A 19,108-nucleotide genomic window follows, 5' to 3' on the forward strand; every position below is an offset into this window, starting at 1 on the left:
AGTCATCCGGCCGCGGTGTCCTGATCGAGGGCCTGTCGAGGCATCCGTCACCCGCGGACAGCCCTGCTCACCGCTGCGGCCTGCGCCGTCCTGTCCGGCGCCGCCTCGACCACGGCGATCGGCGAGTGGGTCGCTGATGCCCCGCAGCGTGTCCTGACCCTGCGCGGATTCCTGCCCGACCCGCTGACCGGCCTGATCCGCCCGCGCCACGCCACGACCATCCGTCTCGTCCTGGCCGCCGCGGAGGGCGACGCTCTGGGCCAGACCATCGGCCACTTCCTCCGGGAACCTGTCTCGCCGTGGCGGAACCCCCCTGCCCTCCATCAGAGCGTCCGACGTCTGCCCTGGCACGATGTCCGCCTGGCCCACTACGTACGCGGCCGGGCTCACCACGAGACGAGAGCCGACGTCTGAAGACCGCCGCGTTCGCCCACCTCTCCTACCCCACGCCCGCCAGGCCCTGCACGGTCGTGCTCTGGAGGCGGGACCGGGGCACGGGCAAGCTGACGATCGAGCGGATCCACCTGGTCATCAGCCTGCCGCCCGGCGCGGCCACCGGCAGCTGACTCGCCGCCTGGATCCGCGGCCACTGGCACATCGAGAACCAGACTGACATGACAAACCGGACACAAGATCACTTCTCATGGACCCAGGGCAGGAGGTCAGGCCGCCGGTGTAGGTGTGCTGGAGGGAGCGGTGGTCGCTAGCAGTACAGCCATCGAGGTCGAGATCTTCCCAGTGCAGGCCCGAGGAGCCGGGTCGCCTGCCTGCCGAGCTTGGCGATGCGACGGCACGTCGGCTTCCCGGGCGAGGCCAGGACGGACGCGCAGGACGCGTTCACATCGCGGACGCGGACCGCGCGATGCCGTACACGCTGCAGGCGCTCGATGGCCCAGCGGGATCCCGGTGGGGTGATCGCCTCTCACGCATCGGTACCTCGCGCGCCTGGGCGCTGCTTTGGGGCGTCGACGACGGCCCGCTCAAGCACGGCAGTGCGTTCGAGGACTGTGCCGGGCTCGACGTCGTCGGTCTTTCTGACCTGGACAGCCCGGCTGCCGAGATAGGCGTACGTATTGCGGTCAAAGATCCACTCGGTGCGATCGCCGCTCTGCTGGTCGACGTGGGCCAGGGCGATGCCCTCACGTCCTGCGGCGTCCTGAGCACGGTCAACCACCACGACGCCGGGGATCCTGGCCGCGGCCCGGTACAGCGCCGCATTCAGCTCGGCCGGTGCGAGCTGCTCCTTGAGCAGGTCGCCGACAGTGGCGAAGGCCTCCTGGTCCGGGGAGTTCCCCTGGCCCTCGGTCTCCTTGTAGATCTTCTTCAGCAGGGCGTCCGGGTCGGTCGGCAGCGTCTTGAGGTAGCGGTAGGAGGGGCCGTTCACGGTGCTCTCCACGTCACTGTCGAGGGGGACACCGCCCTCGGGCTGGTAGCCGGGCTCGTCCAGCCAGCCCTGCTTGCCGTCGGGGGTCTTCCACGTCTCGCGGATGTGCGGGGGCTGGACCCGGGTGCTGGACTTGTCCCAGTCGGTGTGCGAGACGGAGAGGTAGGAGACCTTGCTCTTGGTGTAGATGTACTGGCCAGGGCCTGGTTCGGGCGTCTTGTCGGTCGAGGCGGCGGCGGCGATGCGCTCGACGGTGGAGGCGAGCCGGGCGGTGCTGCCGGTCTCGATGCGGACGACTGGCGCTTCGACCGGGTGCGGAGTGGCCACGGTCGTACGACTGCCCCCGGAACCGGTCAGCATGGTGAAGGCGAATGTGCCAGCCAGGGCGGCGGCGGTGACCGGGACACCGATCAGCAAGGCACGGCGTACGACACGGCGGGGTGGCGCAGGGGCAGGTGCGGTGCGCTGTATCTCGTTCATCAGGTGTTCCTCGAGAAGCAGGTGACGGTCGGGCGACAGCTGCGGGTCTCCCGGTGCCGGCAGCAAACGGGACAGTTTCGCGTCGTCCAGCGGCTCCTGCCGCCGCGACGTCCTGCGGGTCATGCGGACCCCTCCTCGTACGACTCGTGGGACCGGGCCGCGGAAGTGCGGCCGCCCCGTACTTGTCCGTTGTGCGGCAGCGGTTCCCTGCTCTTCCTCAGTTCTTCCTCGGCCAACTTGCTCAGGCGTTTGCGGGCGCGGGACAGACGGGAGCGCACGGTGCCGACCGGGACGCCGAGGACGGCCGCCGTCTCCGCATAGCTGAGCCCGGACCACACGGCGAGGGTGAAGACCTCGCGCTCGCTCCGGTTCAGCTTCTTCAGGCCCTGTTGGGCGGCGGCCAGCTGGTCGGCATCGGCCATGCGGCCGACGACTTCGTCCGCGAAGTCCGGAGCCCTCTCCTTGGCCGGCAGGCGCTCCAGGGCTCGCTGGTGGCGGCGCGCAGCGCGGGTCGTGTTGCGCAGCACGTTCACGGCGATGCCCATCAGCCAGGGGCGCGCGCTGTCGCCTTCGTCCCGCAGCCTGGCGCGCAGCCGCCACGCCTCCAAGAAGGTCAGCGAGACGATGTCCTCGGCGACGGCCCAGTCCCCGGTCACGCGTACCGCGTGCCGGTGGACCAGTCGGGCGTGGTCACGGAAGAGCTCGCGGAACGCCTCGGGGTCGCCTGCCCGTATCCGGGTGTGCAGTGAGTAGTCCACGTCCCAGCATTGTCCACGTGGCAGCACCGGTTCCTGTGGCGCGCGTCACACGGTCACGAGACATGTGCCCTCCGGGCAGGCTCTTGTCTTCCAGCACCGTGGGGCATCGCCCACGCCGTGTCCGGGCGCCGCCGCGAGGACCGGCCGACCCGGGAGAGGGACAACGCGCGAGTGAACCCGGCATCGTGTGGGCCCGTTATAGCCATGCAGGCTTTGTGGTCCTCGGCGACAGCTCAAGGAGATCCCGATGGCGCTTCCCGGTGCAGTCAGGGCGCTGCGCGTACTGCTCTGTGTACTCATGGCTTTCGTGGCGATCGCCGTGGTGGGTATCGCGTTGCAGTCCTACCCCGGTTCTCTGCTCGTGCAGGTGCTGTCGCTCCTGCCCGCTGCGGCCAGTGCTGTCCATGTCTTCTACCTCCAGCCAGGCCGTGGCGTCGTGCGCATCACCCTCACCGTGGCGCTGTCGGTGTACAGCGTCGGTGCTTTCGTCGCGATGGTGGCGGAAAGGAGCGCGGGGGGCGTGATCGGTGTGGTCCTGAGCGCGGCGATGCTGGTGCTGCTCCACCAGCGCAGCTCGCGCCGGTGGTTCGCGCCCAGCGCTTCTTCCTGAGCATTTCGTCCGGAAGGCCGCAGACGTGCAAATCGAGTAGGGGCTCTCTCCTCCTTATGGCGACCCGTTCGACGCCGGGCATCCGTCCATGGGCCGGCAAACGGGATGAAACCCGCATGCGTGTGCATAGCGAGTTGACCGGATTCACCGACAATTCATCGGTATTTCCTTCCTGACTGCCGAGGGGCGAGCCCACGGCCCCCTTCGCTACCTCTCCGTGCCGGTCGACGACCTCGCGTTCCACGACGGCGTCGATGTGGAACAGCACGTCGCGCGGGGCGCCGGTGCCCCGGGTCCCGGACCCGGTGAAGTACGTCTGCGAGCCCGTGCAGGCAAGGGTGGTCCTGCCGGAGATGCCGATGCGCGGTGTCCGGCCGCGTCGACCGCGTCCGGGACCCTGGTGACGCCGCCCAGCAGGTCGACGATGGTCCTGAAGACGGCCTCGTCCTTCGATTCGCCGTTGCCCCTCCGGCGCGTCAGACGCTGGCCGTACACGAGCTGCTCGCCCATTATCGGCATCGTGTCGGCCCTCGTCCCCGCAGCGGCGATCCGGCCCAGGCAGAAGTGGCGTCGTTGGCCCGGGTGCGGGCTACGCGCAGGGCCAGGCGCGCCAGACGGTGGAAAGGAGCGGGCGGCATCTCGTGGCGGCGCTCCGGGCGTGGCCGCTCTGGTGCATCGAAAAGTCCTTGTGGTGAAGACGACGGCACGGCGGAAGGCCCCGGTCGGCCGAGGCCGCCGACGGCCGCTCCCCTCGCACGGGGCAGTCGGCGGGCGGGATCACCGCCTCCCCTCCCCCGAGCCTCCGTCCGCGGGAGCGGGACCGCGATCGCGGCCACGCTCCTTCCGCGACGACCCTGCGGTTCCCGACGTCTTCGCGGTCCCGGGACACCAAGCCCGGTACCGCGCCCTCGAGCGCCTCCTGCCACGCCGAATCCGGTGATCGACACCCTAAACTATTTGTTCGGTCAATTTTTTATTTCCCGCTGTCGACGCAGACGGGCGGACCGTCTCTTGACTTGCCATTCGCCAACACTTTGAATGTCGGCGCATTACTTGTCAGGTAAATGATTCGCCGGCCGATGCGGAACATGCTTCGGACGGCTGATCGGCATGGCGTGAAGAGCTCACTTGAGGGAGTCCTCTTGCCCAGTGTTCCTGTTCCCAGACCGGGACCGATCGCACTCGCCGCGGTAGCGGCCCTGACGCTGGGGGTCCTGCCTGCGACCGCAGCGGTCCCCCCGGCCATCGCTCCGGTGTCACAGGCACTGCAGCGGACCGACGACGCCGCGGACACCCACCGCGTCACGCTCATCACCGGCGACGAGGTCACAGTCACCCTCTCCGAAGGACGCACCATGGTCCGGAGCGTCAAGGTCGCTGACCAGGGCACGACCGGCCACCACACCGTGGTGCTGGACGGTTCGACCTACGTCTATCCGCCCGCCGTCCTCCCCTACATCGCCTCGGGACGGCTCGACAAGCAACTGTTCAACGTGACCCGCCTGATCGCCGACGGCTACGACGACGCGCACAGCGACAGCCTCCCGCTGATCGTCCGCTACACCGGCGAGGCCGCCGGCTCGTCCCGGATCACGAGGCTGGCGGGTTCGGCCTCCGTGCGCAGGCTGGACAGCATCGGGGGCGCCGCCGTCGCGGAGAAGCGCACACAGGCCCGCGCCTTCTGGTCCGCGCTCACCAGCGGCCCCGGTGCGAGGCCGAAATCCGCGCATCCGGCGTTCGCCGACGGCATCGCCAAGGTGTGGCTCGACGGGAAGGTGACCGCGGACCTGGCCGCTTCGACCGCGCAGATCGGAGCGCCGCCGGTCTGGGCGGCGGGCAACACCGGGGCCGGGGTGAAGGTCGCGGTCCTGGACAGCGGTGCCGACGTGGGGCACCCCGATCTGAAAGGACAGGTGGAGGCCACCGCCGGCTTCGTTCCCGGCGACGCGGGCGTGACCGACACGGTCGGCCACGGCACCCACGTCGCCTCGACGATCGCCGGCACCGGGGCGGCCTCCGGCGGCGGGGAACGGGGAGTCGCCTCCGGGGCACGCCTGGCGATCGGCAAGGTACTCAACCCGCGAGGGGAGGGCCAGTCGTCCTGGATCATCGCCGGTATGGAGTGGGCCGCCCGGACCGAGCGGGCCAAGATCGTCAGCATGAGCCTGGGCGGCTCCGGGGACGGCACCGACCCGTTGAGCCAGGCGGTGGACGCGCTCAGCGCCGAGACGGGCGCGCTGTTCGTCGTAGCGGCCGGCAACTCCGGGCCCTCCCCGCACTCCATCGACAGCCCCGGCGCGGCGGACGCCGCTCTGACGGTGGGAGCGGTCGACGCCTCGGACCGTCTCACGGACTTCTCCGGCCGGGGACCGCGGCGCGGTGACGACGGGCTCAAACCGGAGATCACGGCGCCGGGCGTCGACATCCTGGCAGCCCGGTCCCGGGACACGGCGGGGTCAGGGGACTACACGACGATGAGCGGCACGTCGATGGCCACACCGCACGTCGCCGGCGTCGCCGCGCTCGTGGCCGCCGCGCATCCGGACTGGACCGGGCAGCAGCTGAAGCAGGCCCTGGTGAGCAGTGCGAAGGCCACGGCACACCACACCCCGTACGAGGCCGGCGCGGGGCGGGTCGATGCCGAAGCCGCGGTAGGCACGGACGTGTTCGCGACGGCGAGCGCCTACGCCGGTTTCCACACCTGGCCGACGGCTCCCGGGCAGACCGACGTGCGTACCGTGACGTACACCAACACCGGCGGCAGGGCGCTCGACCTGGATCTGACGGTCGACGCCGGCACCGCCGCGGACGCCTTCGCGCTGTCCGCCCGGCGGGTGACCGTCCCGGCGCACGGCACCACCTCGGTGGGACTGACGACGACGCTCGGCCGGGTTCCCGCCGACCACCCGGTCAGCGGCCTGATCGTCGCGACCGACGCCTCCGGCTCCGTCCGCGCCCGGACCCTGATCGGCGTCTCCAGGGAGGGCGAGCGACACAATCTGACCCTCACCGCCAGGGACCGCTCCGGGCAGCCGCTCGCCGGTGCCTCGGCCGTCATCGCCGGGCGCAACCTCTGGTCGTCGGTGACCCTCGACGACGACGGCAGCGCCACCCTGCGGGTTCCGCCGGGCGACTACAGCGGATGGCTGCTGTCTACGGTCACCGGGGCCAACGGCCCCCACTCGCAGGGCCTTGCGCTGCTCAGTTTCCAGCGCACCGAGGTCGATCAGGACCGCACGGTCACGCTGGACGGACGCAAGCTCCGGCAGATACGCGCCACGGTGCCGCAGCAGGCCGACGCCCTGCTGTCGCGGCTGGACGTGTACCAGGAGTTCGGCGACAGCTCGCTGACGACCGTCATGAGGACCGAGGACGCCCACGACAGCATCTGGGCGCTTCCGTCCGCTCGTCAGGACGTCGAAGGCTTCACCTTCGGTGCCCGCTTCCGCATGGAGCAGCCGGCGCTGACCGTCGCGACACGGTCACGCGCCTACCGTGACATCCTCGTCAAGCGCGGGATCGTTCCCCTGCCGGCCGGAACGAGGAGACTGACGGCGGTCTTCGGCGGATCGGGCTCGCCCGGCGAACTCGCCGAGGCGGGTGTGCGGGGCAAGGCCGTGGTGGTGCGGCGCAGCGACAGCCTCAGCCCCGAGCAGCAGGCGGCCGCGGCGGCGCGTGCCGGTGCACGGCTGATCGTGGTCGTCAACGACGGCTTCGGCCGGCTGCCTGCGACCGAGGACGGAGTCCTGGACGGTGATCCGGCTCCGCTGTCGATGGCCATGCTGGACACCGACCAGGGAGCGGAACTCCTCGACGAGTTGCGGCGCGGCAGGGTCGAACTGAAGGTGACCTCGAACCCCACCACCGACTATCTCTACGACGTGGTGCGTCACTGGACAGGTGGCGTCCCCGCCGACCCCACCTGGCGCGAGCGGCGCAGCGACCTGGCTCGCGTGGACGTCCTCTTCCGCAACTACCGTCAGGGCAAGGCGTACGAGTACCGCTCGGATCAGCAGGGATTCGGGGGCGTCTGGTCGGCCTTCCCCGCCCCCGCACAGGGCAAGCGCACCGACTGGGTCACCGCCGACGTCCCCTGGCTGGACGACGCCGGCATTTACGACGAGATGGGGCAGTCCCTGGAGAACTTCACCACCTACCGCCGCGGTACGACCAGCCGGGTCTCCTGGTTCGGGCCGATCCAACGGCCCCGGATGGGCCGGATCGGCGCCCAGCCGGTGCGCTACGGCGACACGATGTGGCTGCCTGTGCCCGGCTGGGGTGATTCGGGTGCCGGGCACATCGGCTCGGCGCACGGGAACTACGATGTGAAGGACCTGGTGACGCTCCATCAGGGGGACCACGCCTTCCCCTGGAGCAATGACGAGAAGCTGCTGCTGTCCGGGCTGGCCCCCGAGCGGCTGCCGTATCGGCTGGTGGTCGACAACGACCGCGGCAGCTGGGCCAACCCCTACTCCCGTCACACGCTCACTGAGTGGAGGTTCACGTCGGGAGCCACCGACGCGGACACCGTGCTGCCCCTGATCCAGCTGGACTACGGCGTGGACACCGACGCGATGGGCCGCGCGGTCCGCCACGCCGGCCTGACGGTGACCGCCTCGCACCTCCCCGGCGTGGACGTTGCCGTCGGCAGGCCTTCCGTCGAGCTCTCGTACGACGACGGACGGACCTGGGAACGCGCCGGTCTCGACCGCCGTGGTGACGGCTGGCGCACCATGCTGCGCGCACCCCGGTCCGCTCGGTTCGTCACGCTCCGGGTCGGCGCGCGGGACCGTGACGGAAACAGTGTGGTGCAGACTCTCGACCGGGCCTTCGGACTGCGCTGACCGGCACGGGTGGGCGGGGGGGGCACCGCGGCCCGCCCCCGCTCACCCGGTCGCCGCGCATCAGTGCCGGGCCGCGGGCCCACGAGGGTGGGCGAGACCACGGGTTCCGGACGGGCGGACGGTGCCGCCACCGGCGGATCGTCTCGGGTCGGGCGGCGGGATCACCGGCTCGGGTCACGCCGGATCCGCGCGCCAGGACGACCACCTCGCCCCGGTCCTCGTCAGTAGGAGACGAGGACCTTGTAGCTCAGGGCCGGAAGGGGCAGGGTCCCGCCGTGCAGCCCCGTGATGCGCCCCATGATGTGCGTGCAGTCCTCGCCCGAGTACACCTCGACCCACGCGTACTTGAAGTTGGCGATGGACCTCATCGGCTCGGGGAGGTTGATGCACTCCGACGGCGTCGTGGTGCCGGTGTCGGGTATGGGGAACACGTCACCGGTGAAGACTCCGTCCGTGTAGTAGCCGGTGTAGAAGTTCGCCTGCCCCCAGGGGATCTCCGCGGTCGCGGCCGCAGCCGGTTGGGCAGTCGCGCCGCCCAGCAGGACCGCGGCTCCGGTCATGAGCGTCGCCACCACACCCGCACGGCGCCGTACACCGCTACGTGTCTTCATGGCCATTCCTCCGTGTGTGTCTCGTGTCCCACCGCCGGTCGCCCGAGTGGGGCACTTCGACGGCACGACAACCACTTGATTGACACAACAAGTATTCTATGAGGTGTCAACTAGCACAAGCAGCGCGGGCGTTGCCCCCTGCCACAACAGCCAAATCAAGCCACGAGACCAGCGCATGCCCCCAGATGCGGCGTCGGCACCCGCGCCAGGTGCCGGCGGAAGGCGCGCCTCACTCCCGCGGCGTCCGGCCCCAGGAGGCAAGGATGAGCAACTTGTCGTGCGCCTGCGTGCCGGACTCGGCCGACCAGACGACGAGTCGCTGATCGGCTCCGGTGGCCGGGACGAGGGTGTCCCAGTCCAAGGTCAGTTCACCGACGATCGGATGATGCAGTCTGTGCACCCCGGCACCATGGACCGCGCCGTGGCGGGTCGCCCACCACGTACGGAAATCGGGGTCCCGAACCGACAGTTGACCGACAAGGGCCAACAGGCGGGCGTCGTCGGGATCGCGAGCCGCCTCCGAGCACAGTTGTGCCACGCCGGCCCGGGCGATGCCCTCCCAATCGGCGTACAGCTCCCTCATGGCCGGGTCGGTGAAGAGCAGGCGCAGGAAGTTCCGGTCCTTCTCCGGGATCTCCGAGAATTCGGTGATCAATGCCGCCGCGAGTGAATTCCACGCAAGAATGTCCATGCGCCGGCCGAGAATCATCGCAGGACTGCGGTTCAGGTCGTGAAGAACACGAAGCAACCGGGGCCGCGCCTGCTGCGCGGGCCGCCGCACGGGCCGTCCAGAGTCGGCGGCATGCCCCGCCAGATCGAACATGTGGGCGCGCTGCTCGTCATCGAGGTGCAGAACCCGCGCAAGGGCGTCGAGGACCGGTGCCGATGGGCGGATGCGGCCCTGCTCCAGGCGGGTGTACTGGGCTGTGCTGATCTCTGCCAGTTCCGCGACTTCCTCACGCCGCAAGCCGGTGACACGACGCCTCCCCGTGTCCGGCAGTCCGACCGTCCTGGGGCTGAGACCGGCCCGGCGGGCCCTGAGAAAGGCACCCAGTTCCCCGGGGCGCGCACCACTGCTCATGAAATCGACTGTAACTCGCGATGGAAAAACTCTCGCCCGTCGAGTTGTCCTGTACAACGTGTTTCTCACGGCATCGGCTGGTCCCGGCCGTACGGCGGACGGGCACGGGCCCGGCATATGGTCATGCCGGGCCCGTGTCGCATCGGACCGCCCCGACGAGTCACCCGCTGACGCGGACGCCGGGCGTGATGGTGACGGACAGGTACGTCACCGGCGCAGGAACAGCGACGGCAGCCCCTCCTCGCGGGTCGCGACCCCCTGATCCGTGTAGTCCGCGGTTTCCCGTCCCGTCCAGTCCGGGATGATTTGGCCGGACTGGCCCAGGTGACGGAACTGGCGTGGATCAGCACTGTCCGAGCCGAACTCGTACGCGGTGCCGCGCCGTGAGCCGTAGGGGCCGTACGGTACGAAGGCACCGTCCGGGGTGGTCTGCTTGGTCAGCGTGTTGTCGTAGAAGACGTTCTGCGGGCCCGACGAACCGGACCACTTGATCGCCTTCGGGCCCGCCGCCCACCAGACCGGGTACCAGGTCCCCTCGTCGACCTCGCCGCCCTCGCCGCCGCAGTTGGCGGTGCAGCTGCCGGAACGGTGGTCGTACGGGGTCTTCACCGTGTTCTGTTCGAACAGGTTCCCGTGCTCCCAGCCACCGTGCAGGTTCAGGTCCGAGTCGAGGTCGTTGCGGAAGGCGACGTTGTCGCTGGCCGACCACTGGAAGGTGAAGTGGCGCAGGTTGCGGCTGAGGTTGTACGCGTAGAGCGACTGCCACACGCGGCTGCCGCGGAGGTAGCCGTTGCCGCCCTTGCCCTTGTTCCAGGCGCCGTCGAAGCTGTTGTGCTCGATCTGCAGGTTGAGCGCGTCCTCCGTGACGATGGGGTGGGAGCCGGTCATGGTGGCGGTCAGACCGCGCGCCCAGCTGTTGGCGGCCCACTTGAAGACGATGCCGTGCATGGCGTACTCGGGCGCCATGTTGCCGTAGTTGTGCACGGCCTGGGCGGGGGTCAGCTGGTAGGTGCCGCCGCCCAGTTTGGGCAGCCCGTTCATGTCCTGGGTGAAGGCGAAGTTCTCGAAGCCGACTCCCTCGACGATCTTCAGCGGGGTGATCTTGCTGGGGAACGGCTTGTCACCGAACTGGGCCGAACCGTCGGACGTGTCGTCGACCGGCAGGTCCCACTCCAGCGGACGGTCCAGCGTGACGGTCTTGGCCGTGGCGTCCACCCAGGCGACCTGGAACATCTGCTGGCGCATGTGGAGGGCGTCCTCCAGGGACTCCTGAGCGCCGCTGATGCCCTGCTCCGCGTAGAACTTCCTGCTGTTGGCCGCGCCCACCCAGACGTAGGCTCCGGGGGTGAACCTGGTCATGACGGCCTTGGGATCCAGGTGGATCTCGTTCTGGCCCCGGCGGGCCGAGAACCCGGGGTCGTCGGCGGCCGCGGACAGCTTGACGCCGGAGGCCCAGTGCTGGTTCACGCTGCCTTCGAACAGGTCCTTGCGGTTGGCCGGAGCCGCGGCCCAGTCGTCCTGGTACCGCGTGGCCACCTCCCGCGTCTGCACCCGGAACAGGCCTCGTCCGGGCCAGATCCAACCGCCGGAGCCCTCGTCGGGAGCGGTGCCGGCCTTCATGGTGTCCTGGTCCCACCGCCCGTTGATCAGCGTGTCGTAACGGGTGTTGGTGTCGGGCCGGAACACGAGCTTCGTGCCGCCGCTGCCGGAGCCCTGGCCGCGGATGACCAGGAAGCTGGCGTCGACGTACATCTGGCGGGACACGTTCACAGTGCCCGCCGGGAGCTCGATGCGGGAGATCCGGCGGTAGTTGGCCTGCGGTGAGCAGCGGGCCTTGACGTCGTCGATCGCCTTCTGCAGCCCCGTGGTGTCGTCTGCCCCGTCGTCCGCCTTCACCCCGAATGCGGAGTCGAGTTCCGCGGCGGTGATGATGCACGACGCGTCATCGGTCATGCTGCTGCTGTTCACGCCGGGCAGCGGCTGGCCACCCTGGTAGCCGACGCGCGACCAGTCGGGCATGCCCGGGAGCGGAGCGGCGCGGTTGGCGGAGGTGAGATCCTCTCCGGCCCCTCCGGGCCCGGCCAGGAGCACGTTGTCGTCCGGCCAGTCCCAGGTGTCGTCGTCCGAGTCGGGGACGGGGTCACCGGACAGGTCGTAGGGCGTGAACAACCACGTCTGGTTCTTGTAGCGGTCGTCGGGGCTGCTGCAGGTGTAGACGTCCAGATACCCCTCGTCCGGGTCGGTGGGACCGTGGAAGACGTCCAGGCACAGTTCGGGGTGGGCGACGCTGTGCACGACGACCTCCTCTCCCCGCAGTTGTTCGAGCTTCCACTGCTGGCTGGTCCGACCTGGCTGGCAGTCGAAGATGACCACCTCACGCCCGGACACGGCGCTCTCCGGGTTGTGGATGTCGAGGCACCGGTTGCTCTGCACGCCCCGGAACGTGACGATGTTCCCGTCGTCGCTTGCGGCCCTGGTGGTGGCGGCGTTCTTGATGTAGTCGAGGTACCAGCCCTGGTTGGGCTTCCTGGTCCGGTGGTACTGGACGATCAGCGCGCCGTTCCCGGTCTGGTTACGGCTCACGTCCATGAGTCCGCCGGCCTTGAGGGACTCCAGTGCGACCGGGCCGGACACGTGCTGGGAGAAGTCCCACGGCTCGCTGTCGGGGGTGGTGTGGGCCACGGACGGTGTGAAAATCCACCGCTGGCCGGGTTTGTTGAGGCACCACGCGAGCTCGATCTGCGTGGGGTCGTGGATGTCGGGCTGCCCCCCTCGGACGGTCATGCACAGGTCCTCGTTGACCAGGTTGTGCAGTTGGTACTCGCTGTTGCCCAGATCCTCCGGTGCCCAGAGCTGACTCTGGCCACTGGTGCAGTTCCAGAGCTGCAGCGGCTCGCCCGGATCGGGGTCGTCGTCGTTGAGGTAGTCGATGCAGCGTCCGCTGCCCAGTCCTACGAACTGCAGTGACCCGTCGTCGTACTGCCGCACGGTCCAGCGCTGGTTCGTCCCGCCGTTGCGCAGGTTGCTGTTGATGGGCGTGCCCTCGGCGGTCTCACCGTGGACGGCGTCGAGTACGCCACCGGCCTCCATGCTCTCCACCGTGGCGTCCTCGTAGAGGTCCGTGGGTTCCGCGGCGGCACGCAGGGCTCCGAAATGCACGGGAAGATGGTCGGATCTCGAAGCGAAGCCGTTGCTGGTGACCCGTCCGATCAGGCCGATGTTGCCTGCGGTCCCCACCCCGTAGTCGAGTTCACTGGGGGTGCCGCTTCCCTGTCCGCCTACACCGTGGGTGAAGGTGCCGGTTCGGTAGATCTGCGTCTCGGCCGGGATCTGAAGTTGCGCCCGTTGCAGGTCCCGGTTGTAGTCACCGACCGCGATCCAGTTCCGGGCATTCCAGCTCAGGGGCGTGGCGTCGACGAACTCGTCGATGCTTTGCAGAAGCGGGGCGTCATCGTTCCCACTGCCGGACAGGCCGTGCAGATCGAAATACCAGGTGTCCCCGATACGGATGCCCAGAGCCGCCCGGGCCGAGTAGGGGTGATCCCCGGTGTCCCTGGCCAGAGGGTTGGGGATGATGGCCACATTGTCGGCCTGCACCGACGAGACGATGGCAAGGTTGACGCGGTTGACGGAGTGATCCCAACCGATGGCGTTCGCCCCCCTGTCGGTCGCCAGGAAGTAGACGTGGCGCTGCTGGCGGTTACGGCTGGTGCCGAACTCCCAGATGCTGTGTCTGACGCGGCGGCCGGCCTCGGGGGGCAGGACGGGGATCTGGCCGGTGGCGTTGCGACCGATCAGCAGGCCGTCGTCCGTGGTGATGTCGTGAGCCTGGGTGCCGGGTGCCGACGGCGGATTTGTGGGCCCTGCTTCCTGGAGTGCCACCACATCCGCTCGTGCGGCGAGGAACGCGACGCCGGTCCGCCACCTGTCCTCGGTGGGGGAGTTGGCGCCTTCCATGTTCCAGCTGACCACGTTCCGGTCGCCGACGACCGCGCCGGCCCGCTGCGCGGTGCCGAGGTCGAGGAGTCCCGCCACCACCGCGATCGCCAGCGCGAAGATCAGCAGGATTCTGCTGCTGTGTGACGGATTTCTGCGTCTTTTGAACAGGGCGGGGAAGAAGAGCAGCGGCTCGGTGAACCGAGTGGCCGCTGGTCGTGGGCTTTTCACGTGACTCCGTTTCGCGACATGCGGCTGCTCACGCGGGGCTCGCGGCCGCAGCGGTTCTATGACCGTGCGATGGCCCGGGCAGCCGCTCATGACATGCGGAAGAACGCGGCCTCCGTAGGGAGACCGCGTGAGGAACGTCGTGCGCACAGGGTGATGCCCGGCCCGCGGGGGAAGGGGACGGTCGTCGACCGGCAGGCCTGCGCCGCGAGCCGCTACGGCACTGGGCGCGACGGGGGTGTGATCGAGCGCGCGTGGAGACGCCGGGCGCGCACGCGTCGGCGCCCGGCGCCGCTTCCCCGGTCGCCGGCCGTCCCGGCAGGGGGGCCGGCGACCTCACCGGGTTCTCTCAGCGTCCTACCACTGCGGAGCGGGGGGCGTGGGCAGCGACCGGAAGTCGGCGCCCTGCTTCCACTTCAGCCCGGCGGACGGCCCGGCGTTGTGGACGTAGTAGACGAGCGGGCCGCTGGACGTGGCCAGCGGTGAGGTGTTGGTCCACCCGTAGGCCAAATCCTTGCCCGATGCGACCACAGCACCGTTGCGTGAGATGCCGTAGGAGCCCATGGTTCCGTCGTAGTCGCGCGCGACGATGGCGCCGTAGCCGTTGTCGGTCAGCGCGACAGACGGGGAAAAGGTCGAGTAGGAACCGGGCACTTCGGCCGGGCCGGTCCAGGTGGACTTCCCGTACTGCTGCCGGGCCGTGTAGAGGTGGAAGTTGGTGCCGTTGAAGGCGAGGACGACCTGGTCCCAGGGCGCGGGGTCGTCGCCGTCGTTCACCTGGGCCGCCAGGGAGGGTGCGTCCTTGCTCAGGGCGCCCGGCACGATCGACGGGGCCGCGTACGTCGTGGTGGCCGCGTCGTAGTACATCGTGTAGATCTCGTCGCTGGTCTGGCTGTTCCAGGCCAGCATGTAGGAGTTGTTCGGAAGGGCCGCGGCCGCCACGGACTGCTGGTCGTAGGTCCGCGCGTTATTGGGGACCTGCGTCGCGAACGGCAGGGTGGCGGGCATCTGGTAGCTGGTGGTCAGCTGTATCCGGTGCTGGTAGATGTGTCCGTCCTTGCCGGTGTGGAAGATCCGGAAGTTCCCCCGGCCACCGTCGTTCGTCCAGATCACCGTCGGCGCCGCCCACGACTGCGCGTGGTCGGGGGAGCCCGCCGTCGCCGGCAGGGGGTAGGCCGGTCCGTTGTTCAGCGAGACCCAGATGTAGTCGTTGTTGGCGCCGCCCCACGCGTGGAGGATGTTGCTCCGGTTGTCACGGGCCTCGCCCTCCATGGTGTCGCTCGCCACCTGACCGCTTGCGTAGGTCAAGGGATGCCACTGGCCCTCTTCACCGGGGATGGCAGCGGCCGAAGCCGGGGCCGCGACGGCGACGACGGCCGCCGCGGCGGCGACGAGCGAGGCGGCTCCGATTCGGTATTTCTGCAGCGTGCGGGTCACGGTTACTCCAACTGAACTCTGAACGGCGAGAGCCCGGGCTCCCGCGGGGATGCCCGGGCCGGTTCGGCGACCGACCGGTCACCTAGGACCCGTTGATCCTAGCATCATCATTGACATGTCAATCATCATCCTGATTGTGGTACCGCGCCTACCGGGACGCTCATCGCTCAGATCGGCGCGCGCATGCGAGAGCGGTGAGGTCCACGGCGTCCGCCATCGCCTGCATGCCCTTGTCGTTGGGGTGGAGGTGGTCACCGCCGTCGAAGACGGGAAGCATGCGCTCGGCGTCGTAGGGGCTGCGCAGGATGCGGTCGAAGTCGGTCACCGCGTCGAACTCACCGCCGGTCCTGATGAACGAGTTGACCTCCTGTCGTACGGCTTCGGCGGCCGAGTCCCATTCGGACCAGCCCTTGAACGGCGCGATCGTGGCGCCGACGACGCACTTGCCCGCCGCGTGGGCCCGGGCGACGATCTGGCGGTAGCCGGCGACGAGGTCGGCGGCGGTCACGCCGGTGTGGGCCTTGAGGTCGTTGACGCCTTCGAAGAGGAACACGGTACGGACCCCCGGCAGGGACAGGACGTCCCGGTCGAGTCGGTTCACCGCACTCTGCCCGGCCCCGTCGGCCAGGACCTTGTTGCCGGAGATTCCCGCGTTGGCGACACCCCGGACATCCGAGCCGGTCCGCTGCAGACGGCGGGCGAGGTAGTCGGGCCAGCGGCGGTCGAGGCCGGAGGTGGACTGCCAGCCGTCGGTGATGGAGTCGCCGAGCGCGGCCACGGCGCCGGTCCGGTCGGTGGTCCGTACCGTGACGGCGTCCAGGTAGAACCAGGAGCCGGTCGTGCCCGTCCAGTTGGCCGCACCCTCCTCGGCGGTGTGGTCGCCCCGGGCGGTGTACGACGTCTGCATCGCCATCCCGTGGCCGGTCGCCGGGCCGGCCGCGTCCGGGCTGTGCAGGCTGACGACGAGGCTCGCTCCCGCGGGCCGGCGGCCGGGGAGGGCGTCGCTGAGCACCGTGGCACCCGCGGGAACGGTGACGGAGCCCGCGCCGCCGAAGGTGAGCCGTCGGTTGCTGCCGGGCACGAGTGCCGCGCCCGACCGCTGGATGCCGGCCCAGACACTGTCGAGGGTCAGCGGCCGGTCGCCGAAGGCGTTCGAGAGACGGACCCTGAGGTCGCTCCCGCCGGCGCTGGTGCGTACGACCAGCCGGTAGGCGAGGCCGGGCGTGCCCTCGCCGAGGCGGTCGGCGCTCGCGGCCCACGTGACCACGTCGTGCGTTGCCGAGGCGGCGCCCGGTGCGGCGGCGGCTTGGGGGGTGGTGACCACGGCGAGTGCGGCGCACAGGGCGGCGCCTGCGAGCCGGGCCCTCATCGGGTGAAGCCCGTCAGGGTGACGGACTCGCCCGGTTTCAGCGCGACCCTGCGGGACGATCCGGCGAAGGCGACGGTGGTGGTCCGGCCGCCGGTGCTGCGAAGACGGGCCGACGTCGGCCGGCCGTCCTTCCAGGCGAGGTCGACGAGGAAGCCGCCGCGTACGGCCATTCCCGTGATCGAGCCGGAGTCCGCCCAGGCGGCGGGCAGGGCGGGGAGGAGTTCGAGGTGGCCGGGGCGGGAGTACAGCAGCATCTCGCTCACGGCGGCCGGGGTGCCGAAGTTGGCGTCGATCTGGAAGATGCCGCGGCCCGGCTCGGTCTGGTAGATGTCGAAGAGGTTGAAGGCGGTGCCGTTGGCACCGCCGGTCGAGGGGCGCAGGTTGTTGACGATGAGCTGGTAGGCCTTGTCCGCGTTCTTGAGTCGTGCCCAGCACAGGGCGCGCCAGGCGTTCGCCCAGCCGAAGCTCTCGGTGCCGCGGGCGGACAGCAGGGCGGTGGCGCCGGTGACGATCTCCTCCGGGGTGGAGCCGTCGGGGCGGATGCGGTCGCCCGGGAAGAGGCCCACCAGCGGCGACAGGTGACGGTGGGTGGTCTCACCGAGGTTGTCCGGTGACATCCACTCCTGGAGCCAGCCGGTCCTCGGGCTGACCCCGGGAAGGTACAGCCGCTCGCGCAGCGCGGTGATCCGGGCGGCGTGCTCGTGGTCCCGGTCCAGTTCGGCCGCCGCGTGCGCATAGTTGCCGAACAGTGTCCAGACCAGTTCCTGGGCGTAGGTGATGCCCTTGGCGTCCAGCGGTCCGTGTTCGGGCGACCAGTCGCTGTCGGCGACGAGGACTTCCTTGGTGCCGCCGGGTTCCGTCGTCGTGATCAGCCGCGCCTCCCAGAACTCGCAGGCGCCCTTCAGCAGTGGGTGGATGCGTTCCAGGTGGGTGCGGGCGAGCGTGTACTCGTAGTGCTCGAAGAGGGTGTTGCACAGCCAGGCGTTGCCCGCCGGATGCCACCACCATCCGTTGCCGCCGTGGGGGTTGGTGGAGATGGCGACGGCCCAGCCCGCGGTCCTGCCGGAGGAGTTGCGGTAGCGGTTGCGGGGGTCGCCGAACAGTCGGCGGGTGAGGTCGCTCCAGGCGGGGAGCTGGGCCAGGCAGTAGTCCGTGAGGGCGTCGAAACACGGGGACAGGCCGGTGCGGTCGGCCATCCAGTAGTTCATCTGGAGGTTGATGTCCGTGTGGTAGTCGCCCATCCAGTCCGGGTCGTTGCCGTCCAGCCACAGTCCCTGGAGGCCCATGGGGAGGCTGCCGCGTGAGCCGGCGATCATCAGGTAGCGCCCGAAGTGGAGGTAGGCGGCTTCCAGTTCCGGGTCGGGGGTGCCGCTGGTGTGGCGGAGGTTGACGCGCTCCCAGGTGTCGAGTGCCCGCTGCCGGTCCGCGGAGGCGCCCAGGTCGAGGTCGAACCGGCGGTAGAGGGCCTGGTGGTCGGCGATGTGGGTACGTCGCAAGGCAGCCGCGGTGTGGGCGGCTGCGGCCTTGACCTTGGTGCGGGCCAGCTCGGCGGGGTCGAGCGAGGGGTCGCGGAAGCCGGCCCCGGCGTCGGGGGCGTAGTTGGTGCCGCCGCTGACCAGGACGGTGAGGTCCCGGCATCCCGCGAAGTCGATCCGGTCCGCGTGCACATCCACCCGGCCGCCGTTGCCGTACGCGGTCACGGCGGCGCCGTAGCGCAGTCCGTTGGGGAAGGACGCGCCGAAGGAGATCGCCTGCTCCTCGCCGTGTGTGCCGGCGAGGGTCACGGTGCCGGTGTGGCGGCCCGATCCGCTCTGGGTGAAGTGCACGACGATGACGTCGTCGGGGCGGCTGGCGAAGACCTCCCGCCGGTAGGTCACCCCGGAGTGGACGTAGGTGGTGGTGACGACGCCCCGGTCGAGGTCGAGGGTGCGGCGGTAGCCGGAGACGGAGCCCAGGTCGTGGTCGGGCAGGTCGACGGTGAGGCGGGCCAGGAGGGTGAGGGAGCCGAAGTCCTGACGGCCGTAGGGGAACTGGCCGTCGGCGTCGAGGTCGTCGTTGAGGCCGCCGGTCCACAGGGTGGCGTCGGTGATCAGGAGGAGTTCGCGGCCCGGGTCGTTGCCCGTCAGGGCGCCGAGACGGCCGTTGCCGACGGGCAGACCCTGCTCGATCATCGAGTGGGAGTCGCCGGGGGCCTGCCACCACAGCACGTGGCGGTCGTCGGTGCGCCCGGCCGGGGTCTCGGCCGGGCGGGCCGGGGCGGCGGAGGCGGTGAAGGCGGGCAGGCCGCCGAGGACGCCGGTGAGGCCGGCGGCCGCGGTCAGGGAGAGCAGGGTCCTTCTGCTGGGTTCGGGGGCGGGGGTGGTCATGGCG

Annotated in this window: 11 protein-coding genes; 3 read left to right on the top strand and 8 right to left on the bottom strand. The window is 69.9% G+C overall.

Annotation, left to right across the window (positions count from 1 at the left end):
- The first annotated feature begins 63 nt into the window (after positions 1-63).
- Positions 64-414 carry a hypothetical protein gene (locus ACGH52_RS38165; RefSeq protein WP_374103196.1) on the top strand — a complete coding sequence of 117 codons (351 nt, stop codon included), beginning with the start codon at positions 64-66 and terminating at the stop codon, positions 412-414.
- 508 nt (positions 415-922) lie between these two features.
- Here the strand turns inward: ACGH52_RS38165 and ACGH52_RS38170 are convergent.
- On the bottom strand, positions 923-1,987 hold the full coding sequence (locus ACGH52_RS38170) for a CU044_5270 family protein (protein WP_210975737.1): 1,065 nt from the start codon (positions 1,985-1,987) through the stop codon (positions 923-925).
- On the bottom strand, positions 1,984-2,622 hold the full coding sequence (locus tag ACGH52_RS38175; protein ID WP_210975738.1) for an RNA polymerase sigma factor: 639 nt from the start codon (positions 2,620-2,622) through the stop codon (positions 1,984-1,986). The genes ACGH52_RS38170 and ACGH52_RS38175 overlap by 4 nt, the downstream gene beginning before the upstream one ends.
- 247 nt (positions 2,623-2,869) lie before the next feature.
- On the opposite strand from ACGH52_RS38175, the gene ACGH52_RS38180 reads away from it, so the two are divergent.
- Positions 2,870-3,232: a hypothetical protein gene (locus ACGH52_RS38180; protein WP_121704310.1), complete on the top strand. Its 363-nt coding sequence runs from the start codon at positions 2,870-2,872 to the stop codon at positions 3,230-3,232.
- A 1,253-nt stretch (positions 3,233-4,485) separates the two neighbouring features.
- The gene (locus ACGH52_RS38185; protein WP_399946287.1) at positions 4,486-8,076 is read left to right on the top strand and encodes a S8 family serine peptidase; all 3,591 of its coding nucleotides are present in this window, start codon (positions 4,486-4,488) and stop codon (positions 8,074-8,076) included.
- A gap of 221 nt (positions 8,077-8,297) precedes the next feature.
- Here ACGH52_RS38185 and ACGH52_RS38190 read toward each other — a convergent pair whose 3' ends face one another.
- The 6 genes from ACGH52_RS38190 to ACGH52_RS38215 all read right to left on the bottom strand — a co-directional run bounded on the left by ACGH52_RS38190 (position 8,298) and on the right by ACGH52_RS38215 (position 19,104).
- Positions 8,298-8,687: a hypothetical protein gene (locus ACGH52_RS38190; RefSeq protein WP_210975740.1), complete on the bottom strand. Its 390-nt coding sequence runs from the start codon at positions 8,685-8,687 to the stop codon at positions 8,298-8,300.
- Positions 8,688-8,916: 229 nt separating this feature from the next.
- The gene (locus ACGH52_RS38195; protein ID WP_399946290.1) at positions 8,917-9,768 is read right to left on the bottom strand and encodes a helix-turn-helix domain-containing protein; all 852 of its coding nucleotides are present in this window, start codon (positions 9,766-9,768) and stop codon (positions 8,917-8,919) included.
- A 207-nt stretch (positions 9,769-9,975) separates the two neighbouring features.
- Positions 9,976-13,935 (bottom strand): RICIN domain-containing protein, encoded by a 3,960-nt coding sequence (locus tag ACGH52_RS38200; protein ID WP_399946293.1) that lies wholly within the window; start codon positions 13,933-13,935, stop codon positions 9,976-9,978.
- A 354-nt stretch (positions 13,936-14,289) separates the two neighbouring features.
- Complete coding sequence (locus ACGH52_RS38205) at positions 14,290-15,369, bottom strand: hypothetical protein (RefSeq protein WP_399946296.1); 1,080 nt, start codon at positions 15,367-15,369, stop codon at positions 14,290-14,292.
- 160 nt (positions 15,370-15,529) lie between these two features.
- Complete coding sequence (locus ACGH52_RS38210; protein WP_399946298.1) at positions 15,530-16,738, bottom strand: SGNH/GDSL hydrolase family protein; 1,209 nt, start codon at positions 16,736-16,738, stop codon at positions 15,530-15,532.
- Positions 16,735-19,104, bottom strand: a complete 2,370-nt coding sequence (locus tag ACGH52_RS38215; protein WP_399946301.1) for a glycosyl hydrolase family 95 catalytic domain-containing protein — start codon at positions 19,102-19,104, stop codon at positions 16,735-16,737. The genes ACGH52_RS38210 and ACGH52_RS38215 overlap by 4 nt, the downstream gene beginning before the upstream one ends.
- Between the last annotated feature and the right edge of the window lie 4 nt (positions 19,105-19,108).

It is taken from the genome of Streptomyces sp. BBFR25 (assembly GCF_044590125.1).
Classification (GTDB): domain Bacteria; phylum Actinomycetota; class Actinomycetes; order Streptomycetales; family Streptomycetaceae; genus Streptomyces; species Streptomyces canus_D.

Excerpts from the sequence above, each read along its gene's own strand:
- ACGH52_RS38170 (WP_210975737.1), bottom strand. The coding sequence starts at position 1,987 with ATGACCCGCAGGACGTCGCGGCGGCAGGAGCCGCTGGACGACGCGAAA.
- ACGH52_RS38180 (WP_121704310.1), top strand. The coding sequence starts at position 2,870 with ATGGCGCTTCCCGGTGCAGTCAGGGCGCTGCGCGTACTGCTCTGTGTA.
- ACGH52_RS38190 (WP_210975740.1), bottom strand. The coding sequence starts at position 8,687 with ATGAAGACACGTAGCGGTGTACGGCGCCGTGCGGGTGTGGTGGCGACG.
- ACGH52_RS38195 (WP_399946290.1), bottom strand. The coding sequence starts at position 9,768 with ATGAGCAGTGGTGCGCGCCCCGGGGAACTGGGTGCCTTTCTCAGGGCC.
- ACGH52_RS38210 (WP_399946298.1), bottom strand. The coding sequence starts at position 16,738 with ATGAGGGCCCGGCTCGCAGGCGCCGCCCTGTGCGCCGCACTCGCCGTG.
- ACGH52_RS38215 (WP_399946301.1), bottom strand. The coding sequence starts at position 19,104 with ATGACCACCCCCGCCCCCGAACCCAGCAGAAGGACCCTGCTCTCCCTG.